This window comes from Candidatus Marinarcus aquaticus, from assembly GCF_004116335.1.
In the GTDB taxonomy this organism is placed as follows: Bacteria; Campylobacterota; Campylobacteria; order Campylobacterales; family Arcobacteraceae; genus Marinarcus; species Marinarcus aquaticus.
Genome location: NZ_PDKN01000006.1, coordinates 89,066 through 104,716 on the forward strand (window position 1 = coordinate 89,066; position 15,651 = coordinate 104,716).

A 15,651-nucleotide genomic window follows, 5' to 3' on the forward strand; every position below is an offset into this window, starting at 1 on the left:
GAATGTTAGATTTATTAGAAGAAGAGCATAAGGAGATTTTAAAAGGGATGCCAATGATTGAGAGGGTTGCAACATTTTGTATCCTCTTAGGAGAAGGCCCAACTGTTAAGATTTTCCAACATCTTCCTAAACACTATGTCGAAGATATTTCTACTGCGATTACGCAAATCAAGTCGATTGATAAAGAGACTTCATTGGCGATTTTAAATGAGTTTCATATCTTAATCAAATCCAGTGGGTATATCAGTTCGGGTGGGTATGAATACGCTAAAGAGATTTTATATAAATCCTTAGGAAAAGGAGAAGCCGATGATGTTCTTTCACGATTGTCTAAAATTAAGTTGGCTTCACAAGCATTCTCATATTTAGATGCCATTAACCCTAAACAGCTTGCAGACTTTATTAAAGATGAGTCTCCTCAAACCATTGCCGTTATTTTAGCGCACATGGAAGCGCCAGGGGCTGCAGAGGTTTTGATGCAACTGGATGAAGATGTGAAAGTAAAAGTAACCATGCAAATGGCTACTATTAAAGATGTCTCTCCTGATGTTGTACGAACGGTATCGTTGATTTTAGAGAAAAAACTGGAGTCATTGTTATCCTCTATTGTTGATGTTGGTGGGGTGAAAGTGGTTGCAGATATGCTCAACCGTGTGGGACCAAAATCGCAAGATATTCTTAAAAATATCAATGGAGTGGACACATTGCTTGCAACTAAAATCAAAGAGAACATGTTTGTATTTGAAGACTTACTCAATTTGGATAATGATTATGTAATGAAAATTTTGCAAAACTGTGAAACACCTGATGTGGCAGTTGCAATGAAAAATGCAACTTCTGAAGACCTTGAAAAAGTCACTTCAGCAATGAGTCAAAGAGCACGAGATCGATTTATGGAGGAGTTTGAGATGTTGACTAAAGTAAAAATCAAAGACATTGAAGCAGCCCAACGTAAAATGTTAGATGTTGCTCAAAAACTAATTGAAGAGGGTGTAATTGATCGAGAAATGGATGAACAATAATGCAAAAAAATAATGTATACTCAAGTGCAACCATTGTAAAAGGGAATGAAAAAGATAAAGCTGTTAAAGAGCAAAAATTGCAAGCGTATCAATTGGGAACGTTTTTTAATGAAAACACAATTGAACACCAACAAAATGAACAGATGCAACAAGTAGCTACATTATCAGACCCAGGAAACCCTTCTGCTACAGAGAACATGATCCCAGGAAGCAGAGGTCATGATACCCTTTTAAATGAGATCAGAAATTTACAAGCACAACTTCAAAATATTGAAACTAAAGTCAGTAGTATTGAGAATGAAGGCGTTAAAGGAAAAGATTTTGATAAGCAAGTCGTTGATGCGATTAAAGATCTGAAACACTATGCCTCTTTTTTTGAACAAGCCACTTTTCAAATGGAGGGTAAAATTCTTAAGACTTCGATGTCCATTGCAAAAAAAATCATTGGTATTGAGTTGGGTGAAAACTCTGCAATGATTGCTAAAGAGACCACCAAAAATCTTTTAAACAAGGTTAAAACGGCTTCTCGTATTCAAATTCATGTGAACCCAAAAGATTATCTTATATTAAAAGATCAATTGAAATTGGACTCTTTTATTGAACTTCATGAAGATGTCAATGTGACGCTTGGTGGGGTAGTTATTGCGAGCGACTTGGGTAATTTTGATGGCAATATCGAAGCCAAAGTAAACTCCATGTTAGAGTCGTTAGAGAGTGTAATTTAATTACACTTTTATTAAAATTAGCTTAAAATACCTTTCAAAGTTATAAATTCCACGCTTTTATTATTTTTTCTTCTTATCCAAAGAACCTTCTTATGTTATAATTTTTACATATTTAAAGAAAAGAGATGAGTATGATAGATATTACTGAAAGAGATTATGATTTATTAGTTGATACTGAAATTATAGTTGATGTAATACTTGGTGATGCTGAGTTAACTGTACGCGACTTTCTAAATTTGAGTGAAGGGGATATTATCTCTTTGAATAAAGATGCAGGAAGTGGTGGTGATATTTATGTAAATACTCGAATCGTCGGTACGGGTGATATTATTGTTATGGATGAGAAACTTGCAGTAAGGGTTCAAGATGCCATGGATTCAGATAATGTTGTTCGATACTTCTTCGAAGAACAAATGATTTAAGGAGTAGTTATTATGGCAGTAGATACAGTAAATTCAGAAGTAGGGGTTGATAAAAACGGAAATCCGTATACGAAAGCGATCAGTAATGATAAGTTAACGAATGAAGATTTCTTGCAGTTGATGCTTCAAGAGTTGAAACTTCAAGATCCAACCAAACCAATGGACTCAACTCAAATGATGGATTCTCAATTGCAAATGTCAACACTTGAAACCAATATGGCAACCATTGACGCAATGAAATCGTTACAAAGCTCTTTTGCACAAACCGCACTTTCAAGTGCATCAAATATTATTGGGCAAATTATTGAAACGGGTGAAATGTCTGAAGCAGGTGTACAAAAACAATTTAAAGTGAACTCTGTTGAGATTATTAATGGAACACTCTATATGCAAGGGCACCAAATTGTAGGATACAATGAAGAGACAGGGGAACTTCTTTATAAAGCTGAACCTGATTTTATTGAATACAACAAAATTACAAGAGTAATGAACGGAAGTGTATAATGATCAGTGCTTTATATAATGGAATGTCGGGTTTAGGATCATTCCAAAAAGCCCTTAATACTCAGTCAAATAATATTGCCAACATCAATACCGTGGCATACAAAACAGACAGAATATCGTTTGTGGATATGATGTACCAAAATCGAATGGGTAAAGGTACGGCAACCGTAGAAGTTCAAAAAAACTTTAAAGAGGGTGATTATAAACTTACCAATAATCCTTATGATTTAGCCATTGAAGGTACTGGGTATTTTGTGGTGTATGATCCTGAAAAAGATGAAATTTATTATTCAAGAGCGGGTGATTTTAAGAAATCGGTTGATGGTTTTTTAGTCACTCAAACAGGAGAGCATGTTCGAGGTATTCCTGCAGCTGTTACTGGGGATATGATTATGAATGAGGATTTTCCTAATTTTATGGCCTCTCAAATCATCAAATCAGCAACCAGCGTTCAAAGTGTGAATGTCAGAGCTACGGATTATAACTCCTCAGCAACCGATGAAATCGATCCGGTTACTGGAATTAAGACGAAAGAATCCTCTGCCATTATCGCAGATATAGAACTGTTAAAAGCGGATTATAGAAAAAAACTGCAAGCGTATGCTAACAATCCAACAAATGCTGGAACAGCACCAACGAATCAAGTGACAGCGATTACGGTTGCAGATTATGCAACGCAGTTAAATGACGCCAATGACTCTGTTTCAGTGACAGTGAATAATACAAAATATACGCAAAATTTTGAAGGGGATGCAGAGACTACCATGCAATTTTTAGCTGCAAAAATAGCTAAAGCAGAAGGTGTTAAAGATGCCAGTTTTGATCCTGCAACAGGAACCATTACTGTAGATACCCTGATTCCAGGTGAGAATATCAAAATTAACTCATTGCTGGTCAATGATACAGCGTATACTTCAATTGCTACTACAGCTGCTGTTGCAGGAAGCGGTGAAGCGGCGATGAACAGCAGTTATGCTGCTTTAGAAGCTGCCATGACCAGAGCCAATGCAGAGTTAACCCAAGTGGTAACAGATATTACAATTCCTCCTAAAGGAACAGCCACAACTGGTGTAACCGTTGATGTTGATGGTTATGGTGATTTGCAATTGAATTTAACGGAATTGGGAATCTCAGATAATCAGTTCAGTAATTTCATGGTAGATGATGGTATTATTTACATGGTTCAAGGGGATAATAAGTATGCTATTGCAAAAATCCCAACGGTTGCATTTAACAATGAAAGTGGACTGGTTCCTGAAGGGGGACGACTCTTTAAGGGTACAAAAGATGCGGGGGAACCTATCAATGCTGATTATGGTTCAAAAGTTGTAGGGAAAACCATAGAGTTGAGTAACTCAAACATGGGAGAGAGTTTGGTGGAATTGATGACCTTCCAAAGAGCTTATGAAGCAAACTCACGCTCAATTACAACTGCGGATGAGTTTTTAAACATTGCCATACAACTTAAAAAATAGGTTGTATGGCTGTTATATTTAAAGTTCAGTATTTTATTGAATATTGAACTTTGAATATGAAAACTATTCTAAAATTCAAGACATTATGTCTTACGTAAAGGATTTATTATGATTGGTGCATTATGGACAGGAATTAGCGGATTAGCTTCGCATCAAGCAGCTTTAGATAATGAAGCAAATAATATCGCCAATGTTAATACAATAGGGTATAAAGCTACAAGAATTGCATTTGCCGATCAAGTGTATCAAAACAGAATTGGTAAAGGTTCTAAAGTATTAGATGCTGAAAAAATTTATGAACAAGCAAGTACTAAAAAAACAGGTGTATCTTACGATATCGCTTTGAAAGGTGATGGTTTTATCACCGTAACAGACAGAAATAACGGAGGAGGAACCTCTGAGACCTACTATACACGAGCGGGTAACTTACGTATGGGTGATAATGGTACACTGCAAGATGCCAACGGAAATGAAGTCCAAGGTTGGGTATTGAGTAGTATTGATCCTGATGCTGATGTTGTGACAACCAATCCAAATATTACAATTTTTACAAGTGATTATACCAAACTTGTCAGTTCACGAATCATCAATCATGGTACATATATTGAAACCATTGCAGCAAAAACAACCGATTATAACAATACGGCTAAAGGGGATTCTCATCAAATTTTTGCAGGAGCTGGGTACAATACTGAATCTGGAAAAATTTCCGATATTCAAGAGTTGCAAAAAGCATATGCGGCGGCATTGCAAAAGTATCAAGAAGATCCAGATGGGGCATCTGCAACTTCAGTAGCTCAAGTAACGTATATAGACTTTGAAGATAAAGCTGCAGGACACTTAGCTGACGATAATGACTTTATCTCAGTATATATTAATAACAAACGATATACACAACAGTTTGATACTTCGTATGAAAATACAATGAAAAAGCTTGCAGACAAACTGACAGAAGCGATTCCTGGTATTAAAGTTTATACCGTTGATGCAACAGCTGCACACAATGAAAGTACAGCCGATGCAGATGTAGCAAGCGGTGTTTTAAAAATTGAGTCACTGATTCCAGGTCAACCATTTATTGTAAGTAACGTATTAACGACCTCTGGGCAAACTGAAATCAATGGTACAGTTTTAACATCAGATGGTGTTGCTGCGGTTGAAGGAAGCGGATTGGGTGCTTTAGAATCGATTCGTGATGCATTATCAGAAGCTGTCAGTGGAAAACAAAGAGATGTTTTCTTACCAAGTGATTTGTTTACTTTAACCCCATCAACAACAACACTCAGTGCCGATGCAGGGTTTGATTATCGAGTAACAATTTGGGATAATGATGCCAAACAAAATGTAACTATACCAACTGCGGGTCCATTAACTCTTGGGCCATACCTAACTGGTACAGATGCTTTAACCAATATGGCAGATATTGTGACTCAAATTAATGGTGACCCAGAGTTATCTTTATATTTGAATGCATCAATTGTGAATAATGCATTGGTGATTGAGACAAAAGACTCAAACTTTGATGTTGAATTCAGTGGAGTTCTAGATGAGACATCAGGTCCTCTTGGTTTGATTGAGAAAAATGCAACACACAGTGGACGAGAAGGTGCAGGTGCTGAATTTATTGAAATGGTGACTAAAATTGACCAAACGTCATCAAAAGACTCTTTACAGTTAAGACTGGATACTTTAGGAATTTCAGATACTGCATTTGGAGACTTTTCAGTTGATTCTAATGGGGTGATTACCATCAGACAAGATGGGGTTGATTATGCCATTGGTCAAATATCGATTGCAATGTTTAACAACAATCGTGGTTTAGAATCTATTGGAAACAACCTTCTTCGAAAAACAAATGAATCTGGGGATCCAATTTACAGTCTTAACAATGCAAAAGCAGCAGATGTTGAAAATAAATATGTGGAACTCAGTGGTGCAGACTTAAGTAAAAGTTTGGTTAACTTGATGGTATTCCAAAGAGGGTTTGAAGCCAATGCAAAATCAATCACAACTTCAGATGAGTTGTTAAACACACTGATCAATTTAAAACGATAATTTTAATTATTCTACAAACAGATAGGTAAAGCTATCTGTTTGTATCAAAGGTGACTTCTTGGAAAATTTTTTACTACTGACAATCATTGGTATCTTAGCGCTTTATTTCTTTTCAGGTATGAGTGTTTATAAAAGCTTATATAAGAAATTGCAAGAAGAGAAGATGATTTTAGAGCAAGAAATTAAAAAACTTGAAGGGCTTAAAAAAGATTATGAACAAAAAATCAAAGGAAGTATTTCTGCGTTGGAGTCAAAACATGATAACCTCCAAGTGGCTCGAACAGACTTACAATCATTACGAATAGAGAATTCTGAACTTAAACATAAAGTGGATGTTTTAGAGCGACGATGTGATGAGTTGTATGCACAAATTCATACCATGGTATAATTAAACGGTTGTATGATGAAAATAATTGGCTTATTACTGGTTTTATCAGTATCTATCTTTGCACGTGTCAATGATACCATTGAAGCACTTCCTAATGTCCTTTTCACCTATGATAAACTTAAAAAAGAGCAAACCATTACCACCTTGCAAGTTGACTTTAATAAAGCCGTGGCTCATCTTGAAAAAGAGCAGTATGAAGAGGCCATTAAAATCTTTAAACAAACTGCTGGAATTTTGCGAATCCCATCCTTTTTAAATATAGGAATTGCTTACTACAAGCTCAATGATTATCACAATGCACAGGTCTATTTAAAGCAGATTTATAATGTTCAAGAGAGCATTTATACACACACATATGCCTATATGAGTGCGGCATTTTATCTGTACAAAATCAATAATGAACAAAAATATTTAGAATCGATTACGCAAATAGCAAAAAAGAAAAAAAATCTCTCTGAGACCTCAAAACGTATGCTTGCAGATACGTTTATTCTTTTAAAAGAGTATGAAAAAGCCTTGAAAGTATTGGACTCGTTGCAGATTTCTTATGATTTAAAAAAGGCCCTTTTAAATATTAAACTTAAAGATTATAAAAAAGCAGAGGCTTTATTGGAACGAGCCTATAAAGATGAACTTGATGAAAAGAGAATAGATCAAATATTGTGGTTTATGATTTACAGAGATTTAAAAGATAATAATTTGACCAAATTGCAAGATCATTTGACCATTTTAGATGAACGAAAACTGCGTTTTTTTGTCAATCAAGAGATGCCTCTTAAAATTGCATTTAATGAATATAAATATCTTAACAGTGAATACATGAAGTTCGTCACAGACTACTCTTTAAATCGTCAAGCGGACATGGTATTTTACTTTGCACCCTTTATTTTTTCTGATAATGAAGAGATTATTTATGACTCTTCGAAAGGGTTTATTTTTAACTCTAAACAGAATTTAGAGAGCCTTGAAAATATGGTACGTTATAATGCTAAATTTATCAATATTATTAAAGAAGATCCTATTGTACGAGTTCAAAAACTTAAACATCTTATTCATAACCGTGACCAAAAATCCTATGTTTATTATAACTTAGCATTATCATATGCTCAAATACATGATTTTGTGAATGCCCATAAATTTTTTACCAAAGCATATAAACTCAATCCAGGGAATAAGCTTTATGCAGTGATGACCTTAATCAGTGCACAACGTATTAATACAGTGGTAAAAGACAAAGAGTATATTGTCAACTCGATTAACTCAAATCGAGGTTTATATAACTATTTTGGAAAGGAGTTGTATCGACTCTTTATTAATCCAAAGTTTAAAGTAAAAGATCATGCTGGAACCTACAAAAAGACTATTTTATATAACGCCATACACCTTTTAAGCAAACTGCATGACAAAAAGCCTATTAGTGAACATGAGCCTCTTTTTGTACTCAATGCAAAAGATCCTTTGGTCTACTTAATGAGATTGGTCATTCGTAAAGAGGGTGAAAATAAGTATGCGTATATCTCTCGACTGCAAGATACGATTCCTTTAAATATTAACAATAATTTTTTAGATGGTTCTTTGATTATTACGGAATTTTATGTCGATATCTTAAAAGGATTGGCCCTGTTTGGAAAAGCCAGTTTTACCATAGATAATTACTACTCTCCTTCATATTTGCGTACAAAAAGTATTGGCCTCATTCATGATGACAATGCTCAAGCAGCCATCAGTGTATTGGAATATTTGCAAAAGAAATATGAACTTCAAGATCGATTTACACTCTACTTAATCGTTGCAGCCTATTTGCAAAAAGGGGATTATGAAAATGCCTCTTTACAGCTGTCATATATTAAAGCATTATTAAATGACACAGGTGCGAATTTTTTAAGTGGGGTACAACTCATACAAGAGTTGAAACTCAGCAGTGCAAAACAGATGTTTAATCACCCCTATTATGATACTCTCATAGATTTTGATATTGAAGGACTCGACCGGTTCTTGGAGGGCTTATAAATCGAACTAAATTGAAACTTTTATGAAATTTAAATTTTTTTTGGTATAATTAATGAAAGAATGTTTATGCCAAGGAGGCTATCATGGAATTAGGTAGAATTGCAGAAATTGATCAATCTAAGGTTAATACCATTGAGAAAACACAAAAAGTTCGAGAGACGGATAATAATCAAAAAATTGATCCGAATGAGCAACACAAAAACACAAAAGCAAATGAAATTGTAACCGATACCAATGAAGTTATCATCGATAATGTTCAGTTTGGATACAATAAAAGTTCACAAGACTTTTTTGTAAAAGTAACAAGAGGAAATGCAGAGTATAAGTACCCTACAGAGGATATGATGAAAATTAAAGCACAACTTCTTGAAGCGATGAAAGCGGAACAAGAGTAACAAATTAAAATAAAAGGTTTCATTTTTGCCATCTGATATATCAAATATTATTAAAGAAGAGTTATCAAACACTCTGGAACAATTATTGTCTAAAAAAACTTCAGTCAGTGGAACATCAAAACTTGAATCAAATGAATTTGAAGGTTCTCAGGCGATTGAAGCCAATGTAAAGTTTGAGTTTAAAAATCTTACCACCAATTGGATTTTTTATATACCTACCATAACAGCAACTAAGTTTGAGTACTTTATGCTCGGTGGTATGGGTGAATTAAAAGAACACATCGATGATGAAGTTGCAGATGCAGTCAATGAGATTGTATCGAATATTTGTGGAAGCATCAGTACCTCAGTAAATGCACAAGGATATGAAGATTTAGGAAGTGTAAAATTTGAATCAGGTGGAAGCGAAATTGTCAATACGGATAAATTTGCCCAAATAAAAAATCTTTATAAAATCAGTGTGACCATGGATGAAGACGATATTCCAGTGGTCATTGCATTTGATGATATTATTTTACCATATGTCTATGAAATCAGTGGCGTTGCACCTTCACAAGCTTCACCTCAAGCAACTGTCAGTGGTACCGTTGCGCCTGCAATGTCTTCTTCAAGCAATCCTTCTATGAATGATGATGCTGCAGGTCTTCTGTCTCTTTTAGGGGAAGACTCTATTACCAACTTAAAACTTCTGTTTGATATTAAATTGAAACTGAGTGTTCGATTGGGAAGTAAAAATTTTCTGCTCAAAGATATTTTAAGGTGGGATATTGGAGAGATCATTGAACTTGAACAGATGGTGAATGAGCCTTTGGAGATTTTAGTTAATGGGATTAAAATTGGTGAAGGTGAAGCTGTTATTGTTGAAGGTAAATTCGGTCTGAAAGTAAAAAACATTGGAAGTGAACAATCACGACTTACTTCAATGGGATTAGGTAGCTAAGTCATGGATAAAGGTACGGTTCTAGGACTCGCAGCTGGTTGGGGATTTGTTTGCTTTGCTATTTTATTAGGTGGGGTTGGATTTGGTCCTTATATAGATATTCCCTCTGTTTTAATTGTATTGGGAGGAACGATTTCCGTTACCAGTGGTCAATTTGAAGGAAATGAGTTAAAACGAATTGGACCAGCTCTTAAAGTTGCAATGAATAAAGTATCTGTAGAAGAGCAACCAGAGTTGATTGAAAAAATCATCTTTTATGCAACAGAGATTAAGAAACATGGTGTGATGCACGTTGAACAAAAAGTTTTAGAAGAACCTAATCCCTTCTTTAGAGAAGCATTTCAATTGCTTGTAGATGGAATTAAACCTGAAGTATTGGTGCCTTTACTTGAAACCAAACTGGAGTTTATGGCTAAACGACATGAACGTATGCTGAAACTCTTTACCAATGTTGGCGGTACGGCAGGTTCAATGGGGATGATTGGTACCTTAATTGGTCTGGTTGCGATGCTTGCAAACTTATCAGACCCAGCTTCGGTTGGTCCCGCCATGGCAGTTGCATTAATTACGACGCTGTATGGTGCTTTAATAGGTACACTTTTTGCGGGGATTATTGAAAGTAAACTCAATGAAAAAAACAGTGTTGAGATTACTTCATGTGAGATTATCATTGTAGGAACTTCAATGATAGCAGCTGAAGAGTCCATTGGTAATATTAAAATGAGATTGAACGCCATCTTAGTTGATGGGATAGAGTAAGTTTTATTATGGCTGATAAAAAATGTCCAGAATGTCCAAAGTGTTTACCCGGATGGTTGGTCCAGTTTGGTGACTTAATGTCACTGCTTTTGACATTTTTTATTCTTCTGCTTTCGATGTCGATTATGGACACCAAGAAGGTGGAAGAGTATTTTACAATTATGAAAAAAGCGATGGGGTTTTTAGCGGATAATGATACGGTGGTTGATCATTCAGAAAAACACTCTGATAGTCCCATTGCTGTTGAAAATCGTGATATTCCTGAATCCAGTGATAATCAAGAGATTATTGAAGAGGTTGAGGAGATTATTCGAGTTGCCAATGACGCTTCCGAACAGTTTGAAACGGTACAACTCATACAAGGGAAAAATGAGTTTGTCTTGGATATTCCCTCAACACTGATGTTTGAAGAGGGTGAATATAATGTGAGTAAACCTGAAGCCAAAGCCTTTATACAAAAAATTGCACGAGTAGTACGCACCATGCCCAATATTTATAACATTGAAATCATGGGGCACACCGCACGAAACATCTACGTCAGTGATACGATACCTCGTGACAATTGGGATTTATCAGCACTTCGAGCGGTTTCTGTGGTCAAAGAGTTGATTAAAAACCGAATAGACCCAGCTTCGCTAAAAGTCTCTGCGTTTGCATCGTATAAACCAAAAAGCGATAACCCAGTAGAGAATAGACGTGTAGAGATGCGTTTCTATGCACAACAAAGCAATGACAATATATTAGAAGAGGAAAACTTCTTCGATAGGATTGAACAATGAACATAGATAATACTTTTGTGAATGCAACAAAACTTCAAGGAAATGATCTAAAAAGTTTAAATGTGCACAATGCCCAAGATGCGAGTTTAAAAAAAGTATGTGATGATTTTGAATCGTTTTTTACTCAACAACTGTTGGATATATCTTTAAAATCAAGTAATATTGCAGGTGAGGGTACGGGTTCTGAAATTATTAAAGGGATGTATACTGAAGCCATTTCAAAAGGTTCTTCTGGAACGTTTGGTATCAGTGATATGCTCTATAACTTCTTAAGTGAGAATAACAAATGATAGAACAAACAATAGAAAAAATGGTTACATTGATTGAAGTGTTAAAACAGGCGATAAAAGATGACATTGAAGATATAAAATTGGCCAATCATGAAAAACTTTTAGAGAGAAATGAGGTCAAACAACAATACATGGAAGAGATTGTTGAACTTAAAAGTGATCTCAATCAACAACTTGTAAGTGCAATGAAAAGTGGTGTGGATGTGAATATTTACAGAGACCAAGTCAATGACTTAGAGAATCAACTCAAAGAGTTGTATGCCCTTAATGGAAAACTCGCTTCCATTGTATTGCCTGTTAAACAGATGTATAAAGAGATTGTGGATGAACTTTCAGCACAAACAGGGGGGAATGTCTTTGAAATTAAAGCTTAGTTTCTGTATGGTTGCGCTTTTGAGTATCAATGCATGGGCATTTGATCTTTTAATTGCAAAAAATAACATGGACTATAAAGCAAAAGTTTCTTTACAAGATTTGCAAGTAAAAAAGGTTGCAACGGCTTATAATCGCTGTGTCCCTTTGAGTTTAGAAAAGCTAAATAAAAATACCTATGTGACCACACACTATGTCATTAAAGGAAGCGTTATTTGTACCAAAGACGTTGAAATCTATAAACGTGAATCGGTGGTGTTTGATTTTGGTGGTTTACAAATTGAACAAGAGGGAAAATTGATTTATGAAAATGACAAATACATACGAATAAAAAAGAATGACGGACAGATTGAAAAAATATATAAAGATGGAAGACTAAAATGAATATGCTCTCTTTTCTAGGAGAAACTCCCACGATTGCTTTGCAAAACGCTCAAAAAGAGTGTGGAGAAGATGCGATTGTTATCTCAACGAAAAAAATATCGGATGCGTCTGATTCAAACAGTAATATGTATGAAGTAATCGTTGCGATTGAAGGAGAGAAACAACAACCCTTTAAACGAAAAATTGTAGCCAAAGACCCTAAAAAAGATACGCAATTTAAGGCACAATTTTATGACTTTAAAGAAGAGATTCTTAAGATGCAAGATGCCATTGCACAGGTTCAAAAAACCATTTGGGATCCTAAAAGTCAGCTTTATGATTTAACCATACCTCCAGAATTTGTTGATATTTATTCCCTATTTGAGCAAAATGAGTTTGACCAAGAGATGACCTATACCATTATGAAAAAAACTATCAAGCAACTTCCTGTTGCAATGAAGTCAAACCCTAAAAAAATCAATGATTTCTTTAAACTGATTTTACGACGAATCATTCCTATTAAAAAAGAGGAACCGTTAAGAAGGCATCAGAGAAAAATCGTGATGATGGTAGGTCCAACGGGTGTAGGAAAAACAACAACCATCGCAAAACTGGCAGCTCGATATGCGTATAAAATGAGTGCCAATTATAAAGTTGGAATTGTCACACTTGACTCCTTTAGAGTGGGGGCCATTGAACAACTTCAAGCGTATACCAATATCATGCGATTGCCTTTAGAAGTGGTGAAGAAACCAGAAGATTTAATTGAAGCGTTGTTGCGATTAAAAGATTGTAACTACATTTTTATTGATACAGCTGGAAGCAGTCAGTATGATGTGGATAAAATTGAACTCATCAATGAGTATCAAATAAAAGTCGATGAACTGCCTATAGAGAAGACTTTAGTGTTGCCAGCGAATGTAAAACAGACCGATTTACAAGAGATTTATAACAACTATTCTCGTTTGGGTATTAATTATTTAACGTTTACGAAATTGGACGAAACACGAAGTTTTGGAAACCTGATCTCTTTTTCTCACAAAACAAAGAAATCGATCACTTATTTCTCTGTGGGACAGAATGTTCCAGATGACTTAATTGTCTCAGATGCTATGTTTTTAATTGACTGTTTTATGAACCGAAATTGTCCTAGGAGATAGTGCGTGTTTGATGCTATTTCGACACAAGCGCATAAGCTTGTCTCCATGACAAAAGAGGGCGTACAATATGGTTCTTCTAAAAGTAAACTGCTGACCATTACCTCTGGAAAAGGTGGGGTTGGAAAATCCACTTTCACTGCTAATATTGCCTATTTGCTCTCTAAAAGAGGGTATAAAGTTGCCGTTATTGATGCGGATATTGGATTGGCAAATATGCAAGTTTTGTTTAATGTACGTCCTGTACATACAATTTTTGATTATATTGAGGCCAAAGCTGAACTTAGTGATGTCATCATGCAAACGCCATACTACAATGTTTATTTGCTTGCAGGCAAAAGCGGCTACAGTTATGCGAATCACTCTAATTCTTTTGTACTGACTCGAGTAGTAAGCGATGTGGTTGCTTTAAATGAATTTGATTATGTTTTGATTGACACGGGTGCTGGTTTGAATGATTATGTCAAAGAATTCTTAAAAATTTCAGACAATATTTTGGCTTTAACCACAACAGATCCAAGTGCACTTACAGATGTCTATGCTTTAATGAAAATGCTGTCCAAAGATAAAAATTCGCTTATGTTATGCTTTAATCACACAAAAACGGCCAAAATTGGATTTTCAATTGCAAAATCTTTGGAGAATTTGGCCAAAAAAAATAGGCTAAATACCAATTTTATGTTAGAATATATAGGTAATGTATCGTCATCTAGTACAATTTCTACGACAGGAAGATTGAGAAAACTCTTTGCATATGAGTTTGAAAATGAGACTGTAACAACAGAATTGGAAATGGTGATTGATGAAGTATTAAAAAAAATGAATGGTGGATTGTAAAAGTGAACAAACAAATCAATTCAATTGCTTATGATACTTTTTGTCAAAAAGGGTTAACTTGGTAATTGAGAAGTTTTCACAAAATATTATTAACAGTGGCATACTAAGACTCTATATTGCGACGGGTTTTTTTGGTTCATTGATTTTTTTTGTGATAAATGCTGATTTGTTTACCCCCATTGAAATGATGTTTGGTATTGTAGCAGTTACGGTTGTGTTAAAAGGCATAGCAAATATTATGTTGGCATTGCTGGTTGGTTTATTCAGTTTGGATAATAAACGCGATGAGTTAGAGTTTAAACACAATACCGACAAAATTGATTCACTTTTAGCCGATTTAACGATTCAAGAATCATCGGCAAACTAGTCAAAGGAGCTTAAATGAATATCACCGACGTATCAAACAGTTTAAACTTAGGTAATAACGTCCAAAAACAAAACACCTCAGGAAAAGTTGCAGGTGATTCTTTTGAAAATATTTTAAAAAATGCAATTTCGGATGTGAACCAATCACAAGTTCAAGCATATGATGCCATGGAAGGCATTGCCACAGGTAAGGTGAAAAACTTACAAGAGGCTGTTCAGAAAATTGAAGAAGCAGAATTGAGTTTGAGACTCTCTTTAGAGGTAAAGAATAAAGCAATCAGTGCCTATAAAGAAGTGATGAGAATTCAGGTTTAATAAGGATTTATGATGAGTTTTTTTGATGGTTATGATGTAGCAGCTTCAGGAATGAATGCTCAACGAACAAGAGTCAATGTGGTCAGTTCAAACATTGCCAATGCACAAACAACACACACTGCAGAAGGTGGACCTTATCAAAAGAAAAATGTAATCTTTGAAGAAATTTTACTCAATCAAGATGATAAAGCAAAAGAGAATAAAATTGCAGTATTGCCGGATCAAAATCAAAAAACACCATTAAGAGGTGTAGGAATCAGAGAAGTTGTAGATTCTAAAAATGAACCGGTTATGAAATATGAACCCAATCACCCTGATGCCAATGAAGAAGGGTATGTCGCTTATCCAAATATCAATCCTGTGATTGAAATGGTTGATTTACTTGAAGCAACACGTTCGTATGAAGCGAATGTTTCTGCTTTTACAACACATAAAAAAATGGATACGCAAACATTGGATATTTTAAAGGCGTAGATC

At 35.1% G+C, this 15,651-nt stretch carries 20 protein-coding genes; all 20 read left to right on the forward strand.

Annotated elements, in window-relative coordinates; genetic code table 11:
- Positions 1-2 precede the first annotated feature (2 nt).
- The 20 genes from fliG (at position 3) to flgC (ending at position 15,648) form a co-directional block, all read left to right on the forward strand.
- Positions 3-1,022: a flagellar motor switch protein FliG gene (gene fliG / locus CRV04_RS09410; RefSeq protein ID WP_128996593.1), complete on the forward strand. Its 1,020-nt coding sequence runs from the start codon at positions 3-5 to the stop codon at positions 1,020-1,022.
- Positions 1,022-1,747, forward strand: coding sequence for a FliH/SctL family protein (locus CRV04_RS09415; RefSeq protein ID WP_128996594.1), 726 nt, complete (start codon positions 1,022-1,024; stop codon positions 1,745-1,747). Before fliG ends, CRV04_RS09415 begins: the two co-directional genes overlap by 1 nt.
- A 125-nt stretch (positions 1,748-1,872) precedes the next feature.
- Positions 1,873-2,169 (forward strand): FliM/FliN family flagellar motor switch protein, encoded by a 297-nt coding sequence (locus CRV04_RS09420; RefSeq protein ID WP_228126524.1) that lies wholly within the window; start codon positions 1,873-1,875, stop codon positions 2,167-2,169.
- Positions 2,170-2,181: 12 nt separating this feature from the next.
- Entirely contained in the window at positions 2,182-2,673 is a 492-nt protein-coding gene (locus CRV04_RS09425) for a flagellar hook assembly protein FlgD (RefSeq protein ID WP_128996595.1), read from the forward strand.
- A complete protein-coding gene (locus tag CRV04_RS09430) occupies positions 2,673-4,148 on the forward strand; it encodes a flagellar hook-basal body complex protein (RefSeq protein ID WP_128996596.1) in 1,476 nt (491 codons plus the stop codon). Before CRV04_RS09425 ends, CRV04_RS09430 begins: the two co-directional genes overlap by 1 nt.
- Positions 4,149-4,256: 108 nt before the next feature.
- Complete coding sequence (locus tag CRV04_RS09435; RefSeq protein WP_128996597.1) at positions 4,257-6,203, forward strand: flagellar hook-basal body complex protein; 1,947 nt, start codon at positions 4,257-4,259, stop codon at positions 6,201-6,203.
- A 58-nt stretch (positions 6,204-6,261) separates the two neighbouring features.
- On the forward strand, positions 6,262-6,591 hold the full coding sequence (locus CRV04_RS09440; RefSeq protein ID WP_128996598.1) for a hypothetical protein: 330 nt from the start codon (positions 6,262-6,264) through the stop codon (positions 6,589-6,591).
- Between the two features lie 15 nt (positions 6,592-6,606).
- Positions 6,607-8,601, forward strand: a complete 1,995-nt coding sequence (locus CRV04_RS09445; RefSeq protein ID WP_128996599.1) for a tetratricopeptide repeat protein — start codon at positions 6,607-6,609, stop codon at positions 8,599-8,601.
- 83 nt (positions 8,602-8,684) lie between these two features.
- On the forward strand, positions 8,685-8,996 hold the full coding sequence (locus tag CRV04_RS09450) for a flagellin (RefSeq protein WP_128996600.1): 312 nt from the start codon (positions 8,685-8,687) through the stop codon (positions 8,994-8,996).
- Between the two features lie 25 nt (positions 8,997-9,021).
- The gene (locus tag CRV04_RS09455; RefSeq protein ID WP_128996601.1) at positions 9,022-9,936 is read left to right on the forward strand and encodes a FliM/FliN family flagellar motor switch protein; all 915 of its coding nucleotides are present in this window, start codon (positions 9,022-9,024) and stop codon (positions 9,934-9,936) included.
- A 3-nt stretch (positions 9,937-9,939) separates the two neighbouring features.
- Positions 9,940-10,695 (forward strand): motility protein A, encoded by a 756-nt coding sequence (locus tag CRV04_RS09460; protein ID WP_128996602.1) that lies wholly within the window; start codon positions 9,940-9,942, stop codon positions 10,693-10,695.
- Positions 10,696-10,703: 8 nt separating this feature from the next.
- A complete protein-coding gene (locus tag CRV04_RS09465) occupies positions 10,704-11,474 on the forward strand; it encodes an OmpA/MotB family protein (protein WP_128996603.1) in 771 nt (256 codons plus the stop codon).
- Positions 11,471-11,764, forward strand: a complete 294-nt coding sequence (locus CRV04_RS09470) for a rod-binding protein (protein WP_128996604.1) — start codon at positions 11,471-11,473, stop codon at positions 11,762-11,764. Before CRV04_RS09465 ends, CRV04_RS09470 begins: the two co-directional genes overlap by 4 nt.
- On the forward strand, positions 11,761-12,138 hold the full coding sequence (locus CRV04_RS09475) for a hypothetical protein (protein ID WP_128996605.1): 378 nt from the start codon (positions 11,761-11,763) through the stop codon (positions 12,136-12,138). The genes CRV04_RS09470 and CRV04_RS09475 overlap by 4 nt, the downstream gene beginning before the upstream one ends.
- Entirely contained in the window at positions 12,122-12,520 is a 399-nt protein-coding gene (locus CRV04_RS09480; RefSeq protein WP_128996606.1) for a hypothetical protein, read from the forward strand. The genes CRV04_RS09475 and CRV04_RS09480 overlap by 17 nt, the downstream gene beginning before the upstream one ends.
- Positions 12,517-13,659, forward strand: a complete 1,143-nt coding sequence (gene flhF / locus CRV04_RS09485) for a flagellar biosynthesis GTPase FlhF (RefSeq protein ID WP_128996607.1) — start codon at positions 12,517-12,519, stop codon at positions 13,657-13,659. Before CRV04_RS09480 ends, flhF begins: the two co-directional genes overlap by 4 nt.
- A gap of 3 nt (positions 13,660-13,662) precedes the next feature.
- Positions 13,663-14,493, forward strand: coding sequence for an AAA family ATPase (locus CRV04_RS09490; protein WP_228126525.1), 831 nt, complete (start codon positions 13,663-13,665; stop codon positions 14,491-14,493).
- Positions 14,494-14,551: 58 nt separating this feature from the next.
- Positions 14,552-14,860, forward strand: coding sequence for a hypothetical protein (locus CRV04_RS09495; RefSeq protein WP_128996608.1), 309 nt, complete (start codon positions 14,552-14,554; stop codon positions 14,858-14,860).
- A gap of 14 nt (positions 14,861-14,874) precedes the next feature.
- Positions 14,875-15,174 carry a flagellar hook-basal body complex protein FliE gene (gene fliE / locus CRV04_RS09500; RefSeq protein WP_128996609.1) on the forward strand — a complete coding sequence of 100 codons (300 nt, stop codon included), beginning with the start codon at positions 14,875-14,877 and terminating at the stop codon, positions 15,172-15,174.
- Between the two features lie 12 nt (positions 15,175-15,186).
- Entirely contained in the window at positions 15,187-15,648 is a 462-nt protein-coding gene (gene flgC / locus CRV04_RS09505) for a flagellar basal body rod protein FlgC (RefSeq protein ID WP_128996610.1), read from the forward strand.
- Positions 15,649-15,651: the final 3 nt, after the last annotated feature.

Coding starts and splice junctions, on each gene's coding strand:
- fliG (WP_128996593.1), top strand. CDS start 3: ATGTTAGATTTATTAGAAGAAGAGCATAAGGAGATTTTAAAAGGGATG.
- CRV04_RS09415 (WP_128996594.1), top strand. CDS start 1,022: ATGCAAAAAAATAATGTATACTCAAGTGCAACCATTGTAAAAGGGAAT.
- CRV04_RS09420 (WP_228126524.1), top strand. CDS start 1,873: ATGAGTATGATAGATATTACTGAAAGAGATTATGATTTATTAGTTGAT.
- CRV04_RS09425 (WP_128996595.1), top strand. CDS start 2,182: ATGGCAGTAGATACAGTAAATTCAGAAGTAGGGGTTGATAAAAACGGA.
- CRV04_RS09430 (WP_128996596.1), top strand. CDS start 2,673: ATGATCAGTGCTTTATATAATGGAATGTCGGGTTTAGGATCATTCCAA.
- CRV04_RS09435 (WP_128996597.1), top strand. CDS start 4,257: ATGATTGGTGCATTATGGACAGGAATTAGCGGATTAGCTTCGCATCAA.
- CRV04_RS09445 (WP_128996599.1), top strand. CDS start 6,607: ATGAAAATAATTGGCTTATTACTGGTTTTATCAGTATCTATCTTTGCA.
- CRV04_RS09450 (WP_128996600.1), top strand. CDS start 8,685: ATGGAATTAGGTAGAATTGCAGAAATTGATCAATCTAAGGTTAATACC.
- CRV04_RS09460 (WP_128996602.1), top strand. CDS start 9,940: ATGGATAAAGGTACGGTTCTAGGACTCGCAGCTGGTTGGGGATTTGTT.
- CRV04_RS09465 (WP_128996603.1), top strand. CDS start 10,704: ATGGCTGATAAAAAATGTCCAGAATGTCCAAAGTGTTTACCCGGATGG.
- CRV04_RS09470 (WP_128996604.1), top strand. CDS start 11,471: ATGAACATAGATAATACTTTTGTGAATGCAACAAAACTTCAAGGAAAT.
- CRV04_RS09475 (WP_128996605.1), top strand. CDS start 11,761: ATGATAGAACAAACAATAGAAAAAATGGTTACATTGATTGAAGTGTTA.
- flhF (WP_128996607.1), top strand. CDS start 12,517: ATGAATATGCTCTCTTTTCTAGGAGAAACTCCCACGATTGCTTTGCAA.
- fliE (WP_128996609.1), top strand. CDS start 14,875: ATGAATATCACCGACGTATCAAACAGTTTAAACTTAGGTAATAACGTC.
- flgC (WP_128996610.1), top strand. CDS start 15,187: ATGAGTTTTTTTGATGGTTATGATGTAGCAGCTTCAGGAATGAATGCT.